This window comes from Aeromonas sp. SG16, from assembly GCF_024436135.1.
GTDB classification, from domain to species: domain Bacteria; phylum Pseudomonadota; class Gammaproteobacteria; order Enterobacterales; family Aeromonadaceae; genus Aeromonas; species Aeromonas jandaei.
Window position 1 is genome coordinate 15,260 of the sequence record NZ_JANFNW010000001.1, and the last position, 17,103, is coordinate 32,362.

The 17,103-nt window shown below is 62.1% G+C and carries 14 protein-coding genes; 9 read left to right on the forward strand and 5 right to left on the reverse strand.

Features of this window, described 5'->3' with window-relative positions; genetic code table 11:
* Positions 1-5: 5 nt before the first annotated feature.
* The 7 genes from NOM67_RS00060 (at position 6) to NOM67_RS00090 (ending at position 9,108) form a co-directional block, all read left to right on the forward strand.
* On the forward strand, positions 6-3,995 hold the full coding sequence (locus NOM67_RS00060; protein ID WP_156852121.1) for a non-ribosomal peptide synthetase: 3,990 nt from the start codon (positions 6-8) through the stop codon (positions 3,993-3,995).
* A complete protein-coding gene (locus tag NOM67_RS00065; RefSeq protein ID WP_255933038.1) occupies positions 3,992-4,861 on the forward strand; it encodes a hypothetical protein in 870 nt (289 codons plus the stop codon). Before NOM67_RS00060 ends, NOM67_RS00065 begins: the two co-directional genes overlap by 4 nt.
* 268 nt (positions 4,862-5,129) lie before the next feature.
* Entirely contained in the window at positions 5,130-6,218 is a 1,089-nt protein-coding gene (gene pdhA / locus NOM67_RS00070; RefSeq protein ID WP_156852119.1) for a pyruvate dehydrogenase (acetyl-transferring) E1 component subunit alpha, read from the forward strand.
* Positions 6,211-7,197 (forward strand): alpha-ketoacid dehydrogenase subunit beta, encoded by a 987-nt coding sequence (locus NOM67_RS00075; protein ID WP_021231077.1) that lies wholly within the window; start codon positions 6,211-6,213, stop codon positions 7,195-7,197. The genes pdhA and NOM67_RS00075 overlap by 8 nt, the downstream gene beginning before the upstream one ends.
* A complete protein-coding gene (locus tag NOM67_RS00080) occupies positions 7,194-8,294 on the forward strand; it encodes a dihydrolipoamide acetyltransferase family protein (RefSeq protein WP_156852118.1) in 1,101 nt (366 codons plus the stop codon). Before NOM67_RS00075 ends, NOM67_RS00080 begins: the two co-directional genes overlap by 4 nt.
* Positions 8,295-8,500: 206 nt before the next feature.
* Entirely contained in the window at positions 8,501-8,710 is a 210-nt protein-coding gene (locus NOM67_RS00085; RefSeq protein ID WP_005302803.1) for a cold-shock protein, read from the forward strand.
* Positions 8,711-8,802: 92 nt separating this feature from the next.
* Entirely contained in the window at positions 8,803-9,108 is a 306-nt protein-coding gene (locus NOM67_RS00090) for a hypothetical protein (RefSeq protein ID WP_043850543.1), read from the forward strand.
* Here NOM67_RS00090 and NOM67_RS00095 read toward each other — a convergent pair.
* Entirely contained in the window at positions 9,095-9,343 is a 249-nt protein-coding gene (locus tag NOM67_RS00095) for a TIGR02647 family protein (protein ID WP_033113423.1), read from the reverse strand. The two genes, NOM67_RS00090 and NOM67_RS00095, sit on opposite strands and share 14 nt — an antisense overlap.
* 245 nt (positions 9,344-9,588) lie before the next feature.
* On the opposite strand from NOM67_RS00095, the gene NOM67_RS00100 reads away from it, so the two are divergent.
* Together NOM67_RS00100 and NOM67_RS00105 are read left to right on the forward strand one after the other, a co-directional pair.
* Positions 9,589-10,143, forward strand: a complete 555-nt coding sequence (locus tag NOM67_RS00100) for a hypothetical protein (RefSeq protein WP_156852117.1) — start codon at positions 9,589-9,591, stop codon at positions 10,141-10,143.
* A gap of 159 nt (positions 10,144-10,302) precedes the next feature.
* Positions 10,303-10,695 (forward strand): DUF2750 domain-containing protein, encoded by a 393-nt coding sequence (locus NOM67_RS00105; protein ID WP_071911694.1) that lies wholly within the window; start codon positions 10,303-10,305, stop codon positions 10,693-10,695.
* A 97-nt stretch (positions 10,696-10,792) separates the two neighbouring features.
* Here NOM67_RS00105 and NOM67_RS00110 read toward each other — a convergent pair whose 3' ends face one another.
* From NOM67_RS00110 to NOM67_RS00125, 4 genes are all read right to left on the reverse strand, one after another.
* Positions 10,793-12,643 (reverse strand): extracellular solute-binding protein, encoded by a 1,851-nt coding sequence (locus tag NOM67_RS00110; protein WP_255933044.1) that lies wholly within the window; start codon positions 12,641-12,643, stop codon positions 10,793-10,795.
* 122 nt (positions 12,644-12,765) lie between these two features.
* Positions 12,766-13,659 (reverse strand): EamA family transporter, encoded by an 894-nt coding sequence (locus NOM67_RS00115; protein ID WP_156852115.1) that lies wholly within the window; start codon positions 13,657-13,659, stop codon positions 12,766-12,768.
* A 122-nt stretch (positions 13,660-13,781) separates the two neighbouring features.
* The gene (locus NOM67_RS00120; RefSeq protein ID WP_011706659.1) at positions 13,782-14,528 is read right to left on the reverse strand and encodes a DNA-binding transcriptional regulator YciT; all 747 of its coding nucleotides are present in this window, start codon (positions 14,526-14,528) and stop codon (positions 13,782-13,784) included.
* 93 nt (positions 14,529-14,621) lie between these two features.
* On the reverse strand, positions 14,622-17,054 hold the full coding sequence (locus tag NOM67_RS00125) for a formate C-acetyltransferase/glycerol dehydratase family glycyl radical enzyme (RefSeq protein ID WP_255933045.1): 2,433 nt from the start codon (positions 17,052-17,054) through the stop codon (positions 14,622-14,624).
* Positions 17,055-17,103: the final 49 nt, after the last annotated feature.

Here is a 17,103-nt window from a genome sequence, read left to right on the forward strand (position 1 = left end):
TTCCCATGGAACAGACAATGGCGATGCGCGCCACCCATCAGCGTGGGGATCACCTGCGCTGGCCGCTTACCACTGCTCAGGCGGGCATCTGGTTTGCCCAGCAAAAATATCCGCAGAGCCCCGCCTGCAATACCGGCGAGTACTGGCTGCTGGAGGGGGCGCTGGCTCCCCATCACTTCACCCGAGCGGTGCGTCAGACCATCGACGAGATCCCCGGTCTGCACTGCGCCTTTGTGGCCACTGCCGATGGCCCGCAGATGGTGGCCAACCCCGCCTGCTGGCAGCTGAGCGAGCGGGATCTGCGCAGCGAAGCCGACCCGCTCGCAGCCGCGCAGGCCGAGATGCGTGCGCAGTTGGCCGTCCCCTTCAATCTGGCCGGGGGGCCGCTGTTTGCCACCACCCTCTATCGCCTTGGCGAGGGGCGGTGGGCCTGGTTTATTGCCGTGCACCATATCGCCATCGACGGCTTTGGCCTGAGTTTGCTCTGCCAGCGGGTGGCGAGCTGGTATGAGGCGCTCTGCATCGGCGAGCAGCCTGCTCCCTGTCGTTATGCGACCCAGCAGGAGTTGCTGGCCGAGGAGGCTGCCTATCAGGATTCGCCGCGCGCCGCGCGGGATCGCGATTTCTTCGTGCAGCAGCTGGCCGGGGTGGAGAACCCGGCGTCGCTCTCCCGCCGTCCGGCGCAAGGGCTAGGCCCCACTTATCGTTTCGAACAGCGGCTGGCTGGCCACCAGTGGCAGGCACTGGTAGAGCGGGCGAGTCGCTCGGCCTGCCACCCCTACAGCCTGCTGCTGGCGGCGGTGGCCAGCTATGTACAGCGGATGAGCGGCGCTGGCGAGGTGGTGCTGGGTATTCCGCTGATGGGGCGACTGGGCTCAGCGGCGGCCGATACCCCCTGCATGAAGGTCAATGTGGTGCCCCTGCGCATCGAGCTGAGCGGCACCAGCCGGGTAGGAGAGTTGCTGGCACAGGTCGAGCGGCAATTTGCCGCCCTGCGCCGTCATCAGGGCTGCCGTCAGGAGTGGTTGCAGCAGTGTCAGCCGGGCCAGCCGCTGTTTGGCCCTCAGGTCAATCTGATGCCCTTTGCCCGCACCCTCAGCTTTGGTGAAGGGCACAACCAGGTTCGTGGTGAGGTGCAGGTGCTGGCGGCGGGGCCGGTGGAGGAGTGCGCCTTCTACTTTGCCGAGGAGGCAGGCGCTATGACCCTGACCCTCGAAGCACATCAGGGGCGCTTCAGCCATCAGGAGAGCGAGCGTCATCTGGCCCGGCTGGTCGCCTATCTGGCGGCCTGGAGTGAGGCGGGTGACGAGGCCCTGGCAGTGCGCTTGCCGCTGCTGCTGCCTTGCGAGCAGGCTGAGCTGGCGCGCTGGAACCAAACCGACCATCCGTTGCCGACTACCACCCTGAGTGCACTGCTGGCCGAGGGGCTAGCGGCGGCAGATCAGAGCGCCATCGCGCTGGAGTGTGGCGCCGAGCGCTGGAGTGTGGCCGAGCTGCGCCAGCGAACCCGCCAGCTGGCCAGCTATCTGGCGGGGAGAGGCGTGGGCCCCGGTTGCCGGGTGGCTGTGGTGATCCCGCGCTCTCCCGAGCTTATTCTCGCCCAGCAGGCCATCATGGCGGTGGGGGCCGTCTATGTACCCGTTGATCCGGACTATCCGGCGGAGCGGATCGGCTACATTCTCGCCAGCAGCGATCCTGCGCTTGTGCTGACCAGTCGTACGCTTCAGATGCCGCTCGACGTGGCCGTACCACTTGTCTGCCTCGATGCCCCCGGTGTGGCAGAGCAGCTGGCGACGATAGATGTGGCGGTGATAACACCTTGTGATCTGCCAGCTCCCAAACCGGAAGATGCGGCCTATATCATCTACACCTCAGGTTCGACCGGTCGGCCCAAAGGGGTGGTGGTGAGCCACGGTGCCATCGTCAACCGGCTGCTCTGGATGCAGCACATGTATCCCATCGGCCCGGTGGATCGGGTGCTGCAAAAGACCCCGGCCGGTTTCGATGTCTCCATCTGGGAGTTTTTCTGGCCCTTTATGACCGGGGCGCGGCTGGTGCTCGCCAAACCGGGCGGCCACAAGGATCCCGCCTACCTTGCCTCGCTGATTGAGCAGGCCGGGATCACCACCTTGCACTTTGTCCCCTCCATGCTGCAGATCTTCGTCACTCAGGCCGAGCCTGCGCGTTGCCGCGCCCTGCGGCAGGTATTTTGCTCCGGCGAGGCGCTGCCCGCGGATCTGGTGCAGCGCTGGTATGGGACATTCTCAGCCCCCCTGCACAACCTCTATGGCCCGACCGAGGCGGCGGTGGATGTCACCTGGTATCCCTGCCGGGCAGACGAGGTGGTGACCAGCGTGCCCATCGGCTATCCGGTCTGGAATACCAGCATCCACATTCTCGACCCCTGGTTGCAGCCGGTGCCCCCCGGTGTGGCTGGCGAGCTCTGGATCGGCGGCGTGCAGGTGGCGGAGGGCTACTTTGGCCAGCCCGAGCTCACCGCCGAGCGCTTTATTGCCAACCCCTTCGGCGCGGGACGGCTCTATCGCAGCGGCGATCTGGCCGCCTGGCGCGAGGATGGCGCCATCGAGTATCTGGGGCGCCTCGATTTTCAGGTGAAGATCCGCGGCCAGCGCATCGAACTGGAGGAGATCGAACAGGTGCTGCTGCGCCATCCCCGGGTGGCGCAGGCGGTGGTGCTGGCCCCCGAATTTGCCCCCGGCGATCGCCGTCTGGTGGCCTATGTGGTGGCCGCAGATAGCAGCGAGCTGACGCTGGCCGAGCTGGCACCTGCCCTTGGCGCGGCGTTGCCCGACTACATGGTACCGGGACTGTTGGTTACTCTGGCCGAGCTGCCACTCACCCCCAATGGCAAGCTGGATCGCAAGGGGCTGCCACTGCCCGACATGGCGTCAGTGGTCGGTCAGTCATTGCCGAAAACCCTGCTGGAGGAGCGGCTCTGTCGCCTCTTCGCCGAGATACTGGGGCTGGTGCGGGTCGGCGCCGACGATAACTTCTTTGCCCTCGGCGGCCACTCCCTGCTGGCGGCTCAACTGGTGGTGCGCATTGAAGAGTCGACCGGACAGGCGCTCACTTTGGCCAGTCTGTTCGAAGCGCCGAGCCCCGCCCAGCTGGCGCGCCGTCTGGGCGGCGAGCGGGAGGCCATGCCCATGCTGTTGCCCCTGCGGGCGCCCGGTGCGCCGGCGGGCGCATCAGGCCCCACTCTCTTTTGTGTTCACCCCGCAGGGGGACTCGGCTGGTGTTATGCGCCGCTGGTGCCCCATCTGCCGGCCGACATGGCGGTCTATGCCCTGCAGGCGCGAGCGCTCTGCCAGCCGGATGCACCTCTGCCTGCCAGCTTCGACGAGCTGGCCCTCGACTATGTGACCGAGCTGCGTCGTCAACAGAGCGAGGGGCCCTACTGGCTGCTCGGCTGGTCGCTGGGGGGCATGCTGGTGCACCGGATGGCCGCCATGCTGCAAGAGCAGGGACAAGAGGTGGCCATGGTGCTGCTGCTCGATGCCTACCCCTGCCGTCAGTGGCAGACCCAGCCGTTGCCCGACGAGCAGCGGATGCTCGATGCGTTGCTGCGGATGGGAGGCATTGCGGTTGCGGACAATGCGCTCGATTCCCTTACTCGGGGCGACGTGGTGGCCCGACTGGGTGCAGAGGGGAGTGCGCTGGCCATGCTCGACGAGCAGGTGGTGAGCGCCATGATTGAGCTGGTGGGCCACAACAACCGGCTGATCCGTGAGCCGGTCGACTACTGCTACCACGGGGAGGTGATCTTTATCGAGGCGTCAGCCTCCCGCCAGCCCTGGCTGGATGGACGCGGCTGGGAGCCACTGACAAAAGGCGAAATCCGCTATGAGCGCTTCCCCTGCCTCCATCAGGAGATGGTGCATCCCGACTGGCTGGCGCAGGTCGGCGCCCTTATCTGTGAGCGGGTCTATGGGGTCGGACAACAACCGCACATCCGGCAGGAGGGGGGCGCATGACCCCGGTTGCCGCCATCCGGGAAGCATTGCAGGCGGGCAAACTGGTGGGGCTGGGGGAGCCGCACTGGCACCCGGATTTTATCCGACGCCAGCACGCCTGGCTCTGCGATCCGGCGCTCTGGGGAATCATGACCGATCTGGTGCTGGAGTGCGGCAACCGCCGCCATCAGGGCTTGCTCGATGCCTGGCTGACGGGGGAGGAGAACTGGCAGGGGGAGCCGCTGACGCTGGCGCAGCTCTATCCGGTTTGGCTCGACTCCTGCGCCTTTCCCGCCTGGATGGCCCCCGAGTTTCCGGCACTCTTTGCCGCCCTGCGCCAGAGCAATCTGGCACGCCCCGAACATGTGCGGCTGCGGGTGCATCTCTGCGAGCCCTTATTCGAGTGGCAAGAGTTGACTCCTGAGCGATGGCAGCAGCACAACAGGGGGCGGGATCGGGCGCTGGCCGACGATCTTCTTGCACTTCCTGCCCGCGGCGTGGTGCTGCTGGCGGGGGCGCGTCATCTGCTCAAAGCCGCAGGAGATCCCCACTTTGCTCAGCCGACGCTGGGCCAGTTGCTGGAGGCGGCAAGACCGGGTTGGCTGCAGGTGCTTCACCCTTGGCCAATGGTTGCTGGGAAGGGTGATGAGAAAGAGGAGCGGGTGTGCGAGCTGGTCGGTATCACGACCGCCGATCTCTATCCACACTGGCCGGTGCATCCGCCGCTGGAGACTCTTATCGACAGGTTGGTGCGCGTGACTGACAGGGGACGGGAGATGCGAATTTGCCCTACCTTGCTGGCCGAGCCCTGGCGCAGCCGCTTGCTGAGTCGCGCTCACTTGCTGCCAGCTGGCATGGCCAGCCAGCTGCAACAGTGGCTGGCGTAACAGCTGGTTGGCGTAACCGCTGGCTTGAGTAACAGAAGGGGGTGCAAGGCTCCCCTTTTCAACATTTGGCATCCTGCATTCAACACTGCAAAGTTGCACCATTTACGGCATACCTTGCCGCTCATCGCCGAAAATTCAGCTCCTTCGCTACTTTAAAGAAGTTTCTACTGGTCTTACCTGAGTAAATCCCTTTGCTTTTTATTTAACAAGGCATTTACATCTAAGTGTCACCAGCATCGGTGACGCCTACAACGGCAAGGAGCCAGTTATGACCCATGTCGACATCCCTTTCCTTCGTTACCTCGATGCGGAAGGGTGCCCGGTCGCCACCTTACCGACCTGGCTGGACAAGGCGATACTGCACACCTTCTACCGCAATATGGTGATGGTGCGCAGCTATGACAAAAAAGCGATAGCGCTGCAACGAACCGGCAAGCTCGGTACTTTTCCCTCCCATCTCGGCGCAGAAGCCGTGGGGATTGGCATTGGTCTCGCCATGCAGCCGCAGGATGTCTACGTCCCCTACTATCGGGACATGCCCACCCTCTATGTGCGGGGCGTGCCGATGGAGAAGAACCTGCAATATTGGGGTGGTGACGAGCGGGGCAGTTATTTTCTCAAACCCGATGGGACCCCCTCTGAAGATCTCCCCATCTGCGTCCCCATCGCCACCCAGATCACCCACGCATGCGGTATTGCCTCGGCCTTCAAACTGCGTAATCAACCGCGCGTCGCCGTGGTCACCATCGGCGATGGCGGCACCTCCAAGGGGGATTTTCTGGAGGGGCTCAATTGCGCCGGTGTCTGGCACCTGCCGATGGTCATCATCGTCAACAACAATCAGTGGGCCATCTCGGTGCCACGTAAGCTGCAATCGAGCGCCCCAACGCTGGCCCAGAAAGGGATTGGTGCAGGGGTGCGCAGTCTGCAGGTGGATGGCAACGATGTGGTGGCGGTCTACGATGCCGCCCGCAGTGCCGTCGAACGGGCCCGCAGTGGCAAGGGGCCGACTCTGATCGAGGCGGTCAGTTATCGCCTCGGCGATCACACCACGGCCGACGATGCCACTCGCTATCGCGACGGGGCCGAGGTCGAGGCCGCTTGGGCGAAAGAGCCGGTCAAGCGGCTGCGCCAGTTTATGCATAGCCAGGGCTGGTGGGATGAGGAGCAGGAGCAGAGCCTGCTGGCGGACGCCGCCCGAGAGGTAGAACAGGCGGTTTCCCGTTATGATGCGATGGCGCCCCAGCCACCGGAGGCGATGCTCGATTATCACTACGCCAGCCTGCCCGCCGAACTATTGCCCCAGCGCGAGCGAGTAATTGCCAAGGGGATGAAGCAGGAGGTTGGCCATGAGTGAGATCAGTTTGCTGGAAGCGGTCAACATGGCCCTTCACTACGAGATGGAACACGACCCGGATGTGGTGGTGTTGGGCGAGGATGTGGGGGTCAACGGCGGGGTGTTTCGCGCCACCGTGGGGCTGCGCGACAAGTTCGGTTTCAAGCGGGTGATCGATACGCCGCTGGCCGAGGGATTGATTGCTGGGGTGGCGGTCGGCATGGCCACCCAGGGGCTCAAGCCGGTGGCTGAGTTCCAGTTTCAGGGCTTCATCTTCCCCGGGATGGAGCAGATCATCTGTCAGGCGGCGCGGATGCGAAACCGCACTCGTGGCCGTCTCTCCTGTCCCCTTGTCTATCGCTCCCCGTATGGCGCTGGCATTCATTCGCCGGAGCATCACAGCGAGAGCGTCGAGGCACTGTTTGCCCATATTCCCGGGTTGCGGGTGGTGATCCCCTCCAGCCCGAGGCGCGCCTATGGCTTGCTGCTCTCGGCCATCCGCGATCCTGATCCCGTGATGTTTTTCGAACCCGATCGCATCTATCGCTCGATGAAATCCGAGGTGGTGGATGACGGTGTCGGCCTGCCGCTGGATGTCTGCTTCACCCTACGCCCAGGCCGGGATATCACGGTAGTGGCCTGGGGGGCCTGCATTCAGGAGGTGATGCGGGCGGCGAACCTGCTGGCCGAGCAGGATATCCAGTGCGAGGTGCTGGATCTGGCCACCATCAAGCCGCTGGATATGGAGACCATCCTCACTTCGGTACGCAAGACCGGCCGCTTGCTGGTGGTACACGAGGCGTGTGGCAGCTTCGGGGTAGGAGCCGAAATTGTGGCGCGGGTGACCGAGCAGGCACTTCCCAGCCTCAAGGCGCCGCCCAAACGGCTGACTGGCGTGGATGCAGCCGTTCCCTACTATCGCAACGAAGCGTATTACCTCATCACCGAGCAGGATATCGCCGATGCCGCTCACCAGCTGATGGAGAACCAGTGGCTATGAAATTTTTCAAATTACCGGATCTGGGTGAAGGGTTGGCCGAAGCCGAGATCGTCGAATGGAAAGTGAGTGCCGGTGATACCGTCGAGGTCGATCAGGTGTTGTTGTCGGTGGAAACGGCCAAGGCGCTGGTGGATGTGCCCTCTCCGGTGGCCGGGGTGATCGCCCGTCTCTGTGGCGCCGAGGGGGATATCCTCCATATCGGTGCGCCGCTGGTGGAATTCGAGGGGGGGGAGGATGATGGCACCGTGGTGGGCAAGGTGAGTGCTCACCAGCAACATATCGAGGATCACTTCGTGGTGGGGGCCATTGCCCCGGGGGGATCGCTGGTACAAGCCATGCCAGCGGTGCGACTGCTGGCACAAAAACTGGGTCTGGATATCGACCGGATCAAGGGAAGTGGCAGCGGCGGTATGGTGACCGAACTGGATGTGCAGCAGGCATTCGAGGCCCAGCAGAGCAGTGGCAACGAATTCCTCAAAGGGTCACGGCGAGCCATGGCCAAGGCGATGGAGCTCTCTCATCAGACGGTGGTGCCGGTCTGTATCACCGACGAGGTGGATTTGCGTCACTGGCGGCCTGATGAGGATGTGACGGTGCGCCTGATCAAGGCTATTGGCGTGGCGTGCCGCGCCGAGCCCTCGATGAACGCCTGGTTTGATGGTGAAACCCTGTCAAGACGGTTGTTCAAAGAGGTCAATGTGGCCATTGCGGTGGATTCCAAACATGGCCTCTATGTGCCGGTGATGGAGAACGTGGCTGAGCGGGAGGGGGCCGATCTGCGCCAAGGGCTGGATCGGATGATCGCCGATGTGAAGGCGCGCGCCGTGCCCCGCGAGATGTTGCAGGGGGCGACCATTACGCTCACCAACTTCGGCGCCATCGCAGGTCGTTATGCCAGCCCTATCGTGACGCCGCCGCAGGTGGCCATCATAGGGGCGGGCAAGTTGTTCGAGAAAGTGGTGTTCATCCATGGGGAGGCTCGCCCGGTGAGGGCATTGCCGTTGTCGATGACATTTGACCATAGAGCCTGTACCGGCGGCGAGGCGGCACGCTTCCTCAAGGCTCTGGTACAAGCGCTGGAAGCGCCGACCCTGTAACGGTTGTGCCCTGCCGTTGGCAGGGCACAAATTTGTTTGCGTAATCTACAAAGCCACGTATAATCCTAGGCAGCTTGAAAGGGCGATAGTTATGTCAATGAATTTGATGTTTTACATCTTTTCCTGTTGTTCATAAATTAATCCCGTTTTTTGAGCTTTACCCGCTGAAAAGCATAAGTAATTATTTTGAATACAGGTTTAAAGATATGTCTAACATGATCACCGGTACCGTTAAGTTTTTCAACGAAACCAAAGGTTTTGGCTTCATCCAGCAAGAAAACGGCCCGGACGTTTTCGTTCACTTCAGCGCCATTCAAGGTAACGGTTTCCGTACCCTGGCTGAAGGTCAGCGCGTACAGTTCTCTGTGACCCAAGGTCAGAAAGGCCCGCAGGCTGAGAACGTAACTGCTCTGTAATTCTTACAGAATTTAAGAAAGCCGTGGTGCCTCTGGTACCACGGCTTTTTGTTTATATGGCCTTTGTTCCTGACTCATACGGTGTGTGAATCATGTTCCAGACCCTGTTGCTCCTGACTGCATTGACCCCGATTGTGGATGAGCCCGTGCCGGTACAGGCAGCTATGGAGGCAGAGCGGGTCTGTCAGCAGTTTGTCCATGTGCGGCTAGGTGAAGAGCGGCAACCGGACGAAATTGAGGCCCGCCTGATCCCCGACAGGGAGTCAGAGTGGCTGGTCGATGGCAAAGTAAAAGGACCCGAAGGTCCTTTGCTGTTTGCCTGTCATCTCCATCAGGGAGAGCGCTGGGAGCTGCTCAACTTTTCGCTGTGGGCTCCCCAGCCGGTCAAAGCGGTTTGAGTGCGACCAGCAGGTGCTGCAGATGCTCTACCATGGTCATGCCAAACGGGGTGAGGTAGCCGCCATCTTCGGCACTGATGAGCCCTTGCTGATGCAGGCGAACCGCTGCCTGGCAAAGCTCTTCAGACATGTCGCTGCGTAATTTGATGCCCAGGCTCATGTTGGCCGGATCAAAACATGCCAGTATCTTCAACTGGTTTATTACGTCATCAGAAATCTGATCGATACCAATCATGGATCTACTCCTTACGCTAAAGATGTATGCAAACTAGCATTCCCGGATCCACTTTAGTGGGCGCTGGTTCAAAGTATTGGTCTTTGTCTCTGCCATACCCTGCCGAGTGCTGTTTTTTTGGGCGTAATCAGATGGTTGCCACTTCTCCCTACAAGCCCCTCACCATGCCAAACGTGATAGGATAGAGCCCTCCTGTTAACCGGACGGTTCGCTTGCGACTGTTCGCCCAGTTCAAGGTATTGCTCATGGTCAAGATCACTCTGGTATCCCTGCTGCATTCACACTCTGCCGGTTTTCCGGTCTACCCTGTCTCGCTGCTGACCTCCTTGCTTGAGAGCCACGAGGGGGACCTGTGGTTGCCTGCCCGCAAGGGGAGCGATATTGCCCAACTGCGCAAGCATGCCAAAGGGGATCAGGCCCGTGAACTGGCAAGTCTCGATGCCGGCTGGTGTGACTTTGCCACCGGTAAGGAGGGGGCGACTGCCGAGCTGGATGCCCTGGCCAACTACGATGCCGAGATGATGGAGAACCTGCAGATGTATTGGCACAGTGCGGCCAAGATCAACAGTCCCATCAGTGACAACCTGTTCGAGCTGCGCCGCGAAGTGGTCGATGAAGCGCACGGCGCCAAACTGGCGACAGCCTGGCTGGCCCAGCAGCAACTTCGCTTCGAGCAGTTGATGAGCGCGGCGGCGAGTGGTCGGGATCAGCTCTGTTTTGTCGAGGTCGAGTCAGCCTACTGGCTGCGGCAAAAACTGAGTGAAACGCCGGATGTGGAGTTGATCACCCCGGCGCTTTAATCCGGCCAATGTCGCGAGCCTGGCTTTTTTATCCGGCTCCCTGCTCTATCCTTATGGGCGTTCTGTTCCCCCCGTCTGGCGTCAGGGGGCGGCAGGCTGGACAAGCTGACCACAAGATGTGAACATGGCGCCCTTTATCGATTGAGAGAGACTTGGCCAATGAGCTATGAACTGAGCGACACCGAGCGCAATGCCGCGCTGCAACTGAACGCTGACTACCGTTACGATCACTTCATCAGCAAGCTGGTCGAGCATGAAGAGCTGTTTGTACTGACCGACGAGCACGGCGTCATGATGCTGACTACCGATGATGAAGATTGCATCCCGGTATGGCCGCACCCGGAATACGCCAAGGCGTGGGCCGAAGGGGAGTGGGCCGAGTGCAAGCCGCAGTCCATCACCCTCAAGGTGTGGCTGGAGCGCTGGATCGACGGCATGGAGCAGGACGAACTGTGCGTCGCCGTGTTCCCGACTCCGGATCAGGAAGGCATCGTGCTGGAGCCGGCCGATATCGCCGACGCTATCGCCCAGAAGCAGGCCAAGCGCGGCTAATCGCCCCAGCTTGACGCCAGCAACTCAGGTTCCAAAAAAACCGGTTGTAAAAAAAGACCCCGCCAGTGTGCGGGGTCTTTTGCTATCTGCCGCTGGCTCAGGGCTGCTTGAAGCGGGTATCGACCTGAGTAACGGGAGGGAAGCTCTGGCCGCTCTTGATGGCCTCCTGCGTTTCACTTTTTACCTGTTCGTCGATCCAGAACAGACCGCCATAGCTGTAACCACTGTTGCCGCCATCGAGGGGCCAGTGGAGCAACTCGCTCTTGGGCGTAGCGGGCACCTTGGGCAGTTTTATCCAGCGCCAGGCGCCATCACGGGTGTAGGGCACCTGATAGGTGGGCACGAAGCTGGCCAGCTCATAGAGCCTCTGCTGGATCTGGCGCGACAGCTCGGCCTTTTTGCCAAAATCGAAAGCCTTGTCGTACTGCTCTACCAGGGCGGTCATCGCCTCGTCATCGATGTTCATGATGTTGTTGGTTTGCGGTTTGTGGGCGTTGATCTTGTGAAAGTGCTCCCAGTAGGCAGGGTAGCGACCAGAACTCCAGGCCATCCAGGCACTCTGGTGCTTTTTCTCCAGCATCGACTTGAAGCCAGCTGAGGCGTCCATCAGGTTTAGCTCCAGATTGAGCCCCGCCTTCTTGGCCTCTTCCCGCAGCAGGGTCAGACGCTGGGCGTGCTCTGCCGTGGTGTAGGTGATGGTCAGGGTAAGCGGTTCCCCCTTGCCGTTTTGCAAAATGCCGTCAGGGCCGGTGGAGGTGAAACCCGCTTTGGCAAAGTAGGTGCGCGCCAGTTTCGGATCGAAGGGCCGCGCCTTGAGATCGGTGTTGGTAAAATCTCCCTGACCCGCGCCGTAGCTGTTGAGGCGCTGATAATCCCCGCGCAGCAGGGTGGCGAGCATCTTGTCGATGTTGAGGGCGTGCTGGATGCCGAGCCGCACATCGAGATTGCTCAGCAGCGGATCGGCGGTATTGAGATAGAGCCCCGTGGGGGATTGCGGGGTCTGGTTGTAGAACCAGAGCCGCTCGATATAGCCCTTCTCGAACTCCGGGGTTTTGCTCTTGTCATGCCACCAGTTGGGCATCACCAGCGGGAAGGTATCGAGCTCACCGCGCAGGAAGTGCTGCCAGGCGATGTTCTGATCTCTGATCACCTTGATCTCGAGTCGTTCGGGATTGAAGCGGTGCTGGAAGTAGCGCTCGTCATCGCCCCACCAATCCTTGACCCGCTTGAACGTGATCGATTTGCCCTTCTTCACCTCGTCGATCTGGTAGGGGCCGGTGACCGGCAGCACCTTCCAGTTGTACTCCTTGACCCAATTGCTAGTGAGCTTGATGGCGTGGCTCGGCTCCGGGCTGATGGGCAGTGACTCCAGCAGATCCTGGCGACTCTTTGCGGTGCCGCTGGTGATGGAGAGGGTGTAGTCGTCAAAGCGGGTCACATCGACAATCTGGGTACTGTAGTAGTTGTTGTACCAGGGATCGTTTATCTCCTTGCTGCGCATCATCTTGAGGGTAAACACCCAGTCATCGGCGGTAACCGGTTGGCCGTCCGACCAGCGAGCCTTGGGGTTGATGCGAAAATAGAGGGTCTTGTTGTCGGCGCCGAAAGCCCATTCACTCGCCAGCATCGGCATGGGGTTGCCGGTTATGGGGTGGGTGGCCAGCAACGGCAGGTTGGTCTCCCTGACATAGGCGGCAAACGCACCATTGGAGTCGGGCCCGAACTTGCGCAGGGTGAGGGGGAAACTGGTGACGAAGTCGCGGAATGTCCCCCCCCGTTTGGCAGCAGGATCTGCGTAAACGGGATCCGTATTGTTGCTCTCCCACTTCAAATCGGCTGGCAGGGTGGCGCTCCAGCCGTAGTGACTCAAACAGAGGGTCAGGGTGATGGCACTGGTGCGAAGAAGGCGCGGGATGATCCGGGATCCGGCGGTGAATGTCGATGGCATATCCTTGCTCTCCTGATAGCTGCGTCCTGCAGGTCACCTGATGGTGGCTTCAGCCCCGTTGGGGGCTGGCTCATGATGGAAATTTTCCTCGCCCCGGTCAATGGCGGCGGGCAAATAACGGATCAGGCGGCGGTCTGAGGTTTGAACCAGCGCAGCCGGCCGCCCAGTAGATGCACCACAAAGCCGAGTAGCACCAGCGCAGAGCCCAGCCACTGCAACACAGTGGGATGCTCGTCCAGCAGCAGGGCTGCCGCCACCATGCCGACACAGGGCACCAGCAGGGAGAGGGGCGCTACCTGCGCCACCGGATAGCGCATCAGCAGCCGCCCCCACAGGCCGTAGCCGAGCCAGGTGGCGACAAAGGAGAGATAGAGCACGCACAGGAAACCCTGCCAGCTGATATTGAGCAGGCTGCTGGCCATCAGCTCGGGCCCCTCGAACAGCCAGGAGAGTGCGAAGAAGGGGAGGATGGGCACCACTCCGCCCCAGGCGATAAGGCTCGGCAGGGTTGTCTGATAGCGCAGCCCGATCTGGCGATTGATGACGTTGCCAAGGCCCCAGCAGGCTGCCGCGCAGAGGGTCAGGACGAAGCCGAGCAGAGTGAGATTACCTTCGCCATGGGTGGCGATGAGATAGAGGCCGGCCCCCGCCAGCGGCAGGGCTACCCAGTGGTGGGGTTGCCAGCGCTCACCCAGCCAGATCATGGCGAACAGCAGGGTGAAGACTACCTGGGATTGCAGTACCAGTGAGGCCATGCCCGCCGGCATGCCGAACTTCATGGCGCAGAACAGAAAGGAAAACTGGCCCAGACTGATGGCGCCGCCATACGCCAGCAGCCAGCGCCACGGCATGGCGGGTCTGGGGACCAGCAAGATGGCGGGAAAGACCACACCGACAAAGCGCAGCGCCCCCAGCAGCAACGGGGGAATGCCCTCCAGCCCCCATTTGATGGCAACGAAGTTGAGCCCCCAGCAGAGGATGACCAGAGCGGCCAGAAATTTGTCCTTGGTATGCATGCGGCGTCCTTCGGTTCGTGGCTCGGGAGAGGCCAAAAGAGGACGAGCATACCCCAGCCTCGGTGGGCTCAGTCAAGCCTCGGGACGGGATGGCGGCCTGACAATGGGCGGTAAGGTGCGATTCAGGCGGCGACGCAGTGCACTGTGATGCCACGCGCGGCCAGGGTGGCCCGCATGGGGGCGGGCAGGGCGTCGTCGGTGACCAGCACGCCGATTTGCCCCGGTGTACCGAGCGGACTCGGGTGGATGGCGCCGAACTTGCTGCTGTCGGTGATGACCACATTGGTCACCCCCTTGGCCAGCACGCTGTTGACCACGTCGGCGCGCATCATGTCGCGGCCGGTGAAGCCCATCTCGGGATGAAAGCCGTCCACCCCGATGAAGGCCTTGGAGAAGTGCACCTGCTCGATGCACAGCCGGGTCAGCGGTCCCACCACGCTCTCGCTCTGATGCTGGAACAGGCCGCCGAGCAGCACTACCTGAGCCTGGGTGTCGCGCAGCAGGTGGGCGATGTAACTGCTGATGGTGATGATGGTGACCCGCTTGTGCAGGGCCAGATGGCGGGCCAGCAGGGCGTTGGCGCTGCCCCCCTCGATAAAGACCGTCTCGCCATCCTCCACCAGCTGGGCGGCCCGCTCGGCGAGGCGCTCCTTGAGCAGGTAGTTGATGTTCATCCGGGCATCGGGGTCGTCGCTCTCCAGCGCCATGGCCGAGCCGTGCACCCGCTTGAGCAGCCCCTGCTTTTCGAGAGCGGTCAGGTCGTTGCGCACCGTCACCTCCGAGACCCCGGTACGTTGGGATAGCTCGCTCACGCTCATCTTGCGGGCCTGATGGACCAGGGTGAGGATCAGTTGGTGGCGTGGGTTCATGGGACCTCGCTGGTTGACAGTGGATAGCGGCAAGCCACCGCTCGGGTGGCTTGCCGGTCATATAAGGGGCACAGCTGCCCCTGGTGGGGCTCGTCAGAGACTGTGCTCGGTTCGGGCGATGATATCATCTTGCGCATCGGGGGATAAGGCGGTGAAGAAGGCCGAGTAACCCGCCACCCGCACCACCAGATCCCGGTACTGATCGGGATGGGCCTTGGCCGCCAGCAGGGTTTCCCGCGAGACGATGTTGTACTGCACGTGCCACCCCTTGTGTACCTCGAAGAAGGTGCGCAGCAGGCTCATCAGCTTGGCCTTGTCCCGCTCGTTTTCAAGGCTGGCCGGGCTCAGCTTCTGGTTGAGCAGCACGCCGCCGAGGATGGCCGCCGTGGGCAGCTTGCCAAGGGAGTTGAACACCGCCGTGGGGCCGAGACGATCCGAACCCGACGAGGGGCTGGCCCCTTCCGCCAGCGGCGTGCGGGCGTGGCGGCCATCCGGGGTGGCCATGGTGGCCGCACCGAAGGGCACGTTGGCCGAGATGGAGGAGGTGCCCGCATAGTAGGTGCCGCCGATGGGGCCGCGGCCGAAACGGGTGTTGTGCAGCCCCTTGAGCTCGTCGATGTAGCTCTGGTAGGCCTGTACCAGCAGCATGTCTACCTCGTCGAGATCGTTGCCATATTTGGGGGCGGCATTGGTGAGGCGCATGCGCAGTTGCTCGCCTTTGACCCCGGCAAAATCCTGCTCGAGCGCTTCGGCCAGCTCACTCTGGTCTACGACCCCCTGTTCGAACACCAGTTTCTTCAGCGCCGCCAGACTGTTGCCCAGGTTGGCGATCCCCACTTGCAAGCCGGAGACCCAGTCATAGACGGCGCCCCCCTGCTTGATGGTTTTGCCGCGCTCGATGCAGTCATTTACCAGCGCGCTGCAGAGAATGTCGTGGGCCTGAGCCTCCAGCACGCTGTCGACCACGCAATCTATCTCGATGGACTTGCGGGTGAAGTAGCGCACCTGCTCGTCCCAGCGGGCCATCACCTCGTCGAAGTGGCCGAACGTGCCGTCCCGCAGCGACTGGGACTGAGGCAAAAAGACCTTGCCGGTGGTGGCATCGCGGCCGCCATCGAGTGCCGCCAACAGGATGCGGGCGAAGTTGATAAAGCTCATGCCGGTGCAGCGATAGCCCCACTTGCCGGGCACTGCGGTTTCGATGCAGCCGATGGCGGCGTAGTGGTGGGCATCCTCCTCGCTCACCCCGAGCTTGATGAACTCGGGGATCACCACCTCATCGTTGTTAAAGGCGGGCATGCCAAAGCCGCAGCGGATCACCTGAATGCAGGCGTCGAGGAAATCCTCGCTCATGCCGGCGTGGTAGCGCACCGAGAGGTTGGGCTGGGTCGAGCGCAACTGGCCACAGGACTCCAGAATCGCGTAGGAGAGGCCGTTGACCGCGTCATGGGCCTTGCCCCCCTGCCAGTTCTGGCCGCCGATGGTGACGTTCTGATAGAGCGGGCTGCCGGCGGAGGCCTTGGAGTGGGTGCCGGAGCGGATCTTGTTCACCTCCAGCAGCTTGAGCCAGCACCCTTGCAGCAGTTCGATGGCGCGTGTGCGCGGCAGGGATTCCGACAATTCCACCTCGCGGCGATACCAGGGATAGAGGTACTGATCCATTCGGCCAAACGACACCGAGTGGCCGTTGGACTCGATCTGCAGGATGAGCTGGATGAAGTAGCAGAGCTGCAGCGCCTGCCAGAAGGTCTCGGGAGGCTGGTGGGCGATGTGGGCGCAGTTGAGCGCGATGGTCTCAAGTTCACTGCGGCGCTCGGGGCGCGATTCCTGTGCTGCCATGTCGCGGGCCAGCGCGGCGTAGCGTTCGATGTGCAGGCTGACGGCATCGAAGGTGATGGCGACGGCTTGCAGAAACTGCTCGCGTTGCAGATCGGCCCAGTCAGCCAGATCGAGCCGACCACGCCGCTCGGCTACCTTGGCCTTGAGGCCATCGAGACCGAGGGTGAGCAGCTGTTCGTAATTGACCGCGAGGTGAGCATCCCCCGAGGTCATGTTGCCTTCGGCCTTGATGATGCCGCTCTCCAGCAGCCCCTTCTGTTCATCGGTAAAGAGGCCGTAGCAGCGATCCTGTACCGTCTGACCGCGCCAGAAGGGGGTGAGGGTGTGGATGATTTGCTTGTCTCTCATGCTCACCGCAAAGCCGGCGCCGGGGCGGTCGGCCAGCTCGTCGATCTCCTTCTCGATCCAGCCCACCGTGTATTCGGGAAAGAGCGGCGCCGCCCGCACCTGACTGGCCTGGTTGCCGACGATGAGCTCGTCGTGCTTGATCCAGATGGTGCGCTCCTTGAGGTGGTGGGCCAGCGCCAGGGCGCGGCGCACCGGCAGCGGCCGGGCCAGATGGGCCTGATAGGCCTCGGTGTAGTGACGGGCGCGCTCGGTGCAGACCGGCGGTTGGACGATGTGGATCAGGCTCTCCTTGTGGGCACGGATCCGCGGGGGCAGGGTAGTGAGGTCGAGCTGGGTCATGGTCTTATCCTCTGGTCATTGGGCAGTGAGTGGCTGATGTCATGGGGTG

What these genes read in the sequence shown, in the direction of transcription:
- NOM67_RS00060 (WP_156852121.1), top strand. Translation starts at nt 6, where the DNA reads ATGGAACAGACAATGGCGATGCGCGCCACCCATCAGCGTGGGGATCAC.
- NOM67_RS00065 (WP_255933038.1), top strand. Translation starts at nt 3,992, where the DNA reads ATGACCCCGGTTGCCGCCATCCGGGAAGCATTGCAGGCGGGCAAACTG.
- pdhA (WP_156852119.1), top strand. Translation starts at nt 5,130, where the DNA reads ATGACCCATGTCGACATCCCTTTCCTTCGTTACCTCGATGCGGAAGGG.
- NOM67_RS00075 (WP_021231077.1), top strand. Translation starts at nt 6,211, where the DNA reads ATGAGTGAGATCAGTTTGCTGGAAGCGGTCAACATGGCCCTTCACTAC.
- NOM67_RS00080 (WP_156852118.1), top strand. Translation starts at nt 7,194, where the DNA reads ATGAAATTTTTCAAATTACCGGATCTGGGTGAAGGGTTGGCCGAAGCC.
- NOM67_RS00085 (WP_005302803.1), top strand. Translation starts at nt 8,501, where the DNA reads ATGTCTAACATGATCACCGGTACCGTTAAGTTTTTCAACGAAACCAAA.
- NOM67_RS00090 (WP_043850543.1), top strand. Translation starts at nt 8,803, where the DNA reads ATGTTCCAGACCCTGTTGCTCCTGACTGCATTGACCCCGATTGTGGAT.
- NOM67_RS00095 (WP_033113423.1), bottom strand. Translation starts at nt 9,343, where the DNA reads ATGATTGGTATCGATCAGATTTCTGATGACGTAATAAACCAGTTGAAG.
- NOM67_RS00100 (WP_156852117.1), top strand. Translation starts at nt 9,589, where the DNA reads ATGGTCAAGATCACTCTGGTATCCCTGCTGCATTCACACTCTGCCGGT.
- NOM67_RS00105 (WP_071911694.1), top strand. Translation starts at nt 10,303, where the DNA reads ATGAGCTATGAACTGAGCGACACCGAGCGCAATGCCGCGCTGCAACTG.
- NOM67_RS00110 (WP_255933044.1), bottom strand. Translation starts at nt 12,643, where the DNA reads ATGCCATCGACATTCACCGCCGGATCCCGGATCATCCCGCGCCTTCTT.
- NOM67_RS00115 (WP_156852115.1), bottom strand. Translation starts at nt 13,659, where the DNA reads ATGCATACCAAGGACAAATTTCTGGCCGCTCTGGTCATCCTCTGCTGG.
- NOM67_RS00120 (WP_011706659.1), bottom strand. Translation starts at nt 14,528, where the DNA reads ATGAACCCACGCCACCAACTGATCCTCACCCTGGTCCATCAGGCCCGC.
- NOM67_RS00125 (WP_255933045.1), bottom strand. Translation starts at nt 17,054, where the DNA reads ATGACCCAGCTCGACCTCACTACCCTGCCCCCGCGGATCCGTGCCCAC.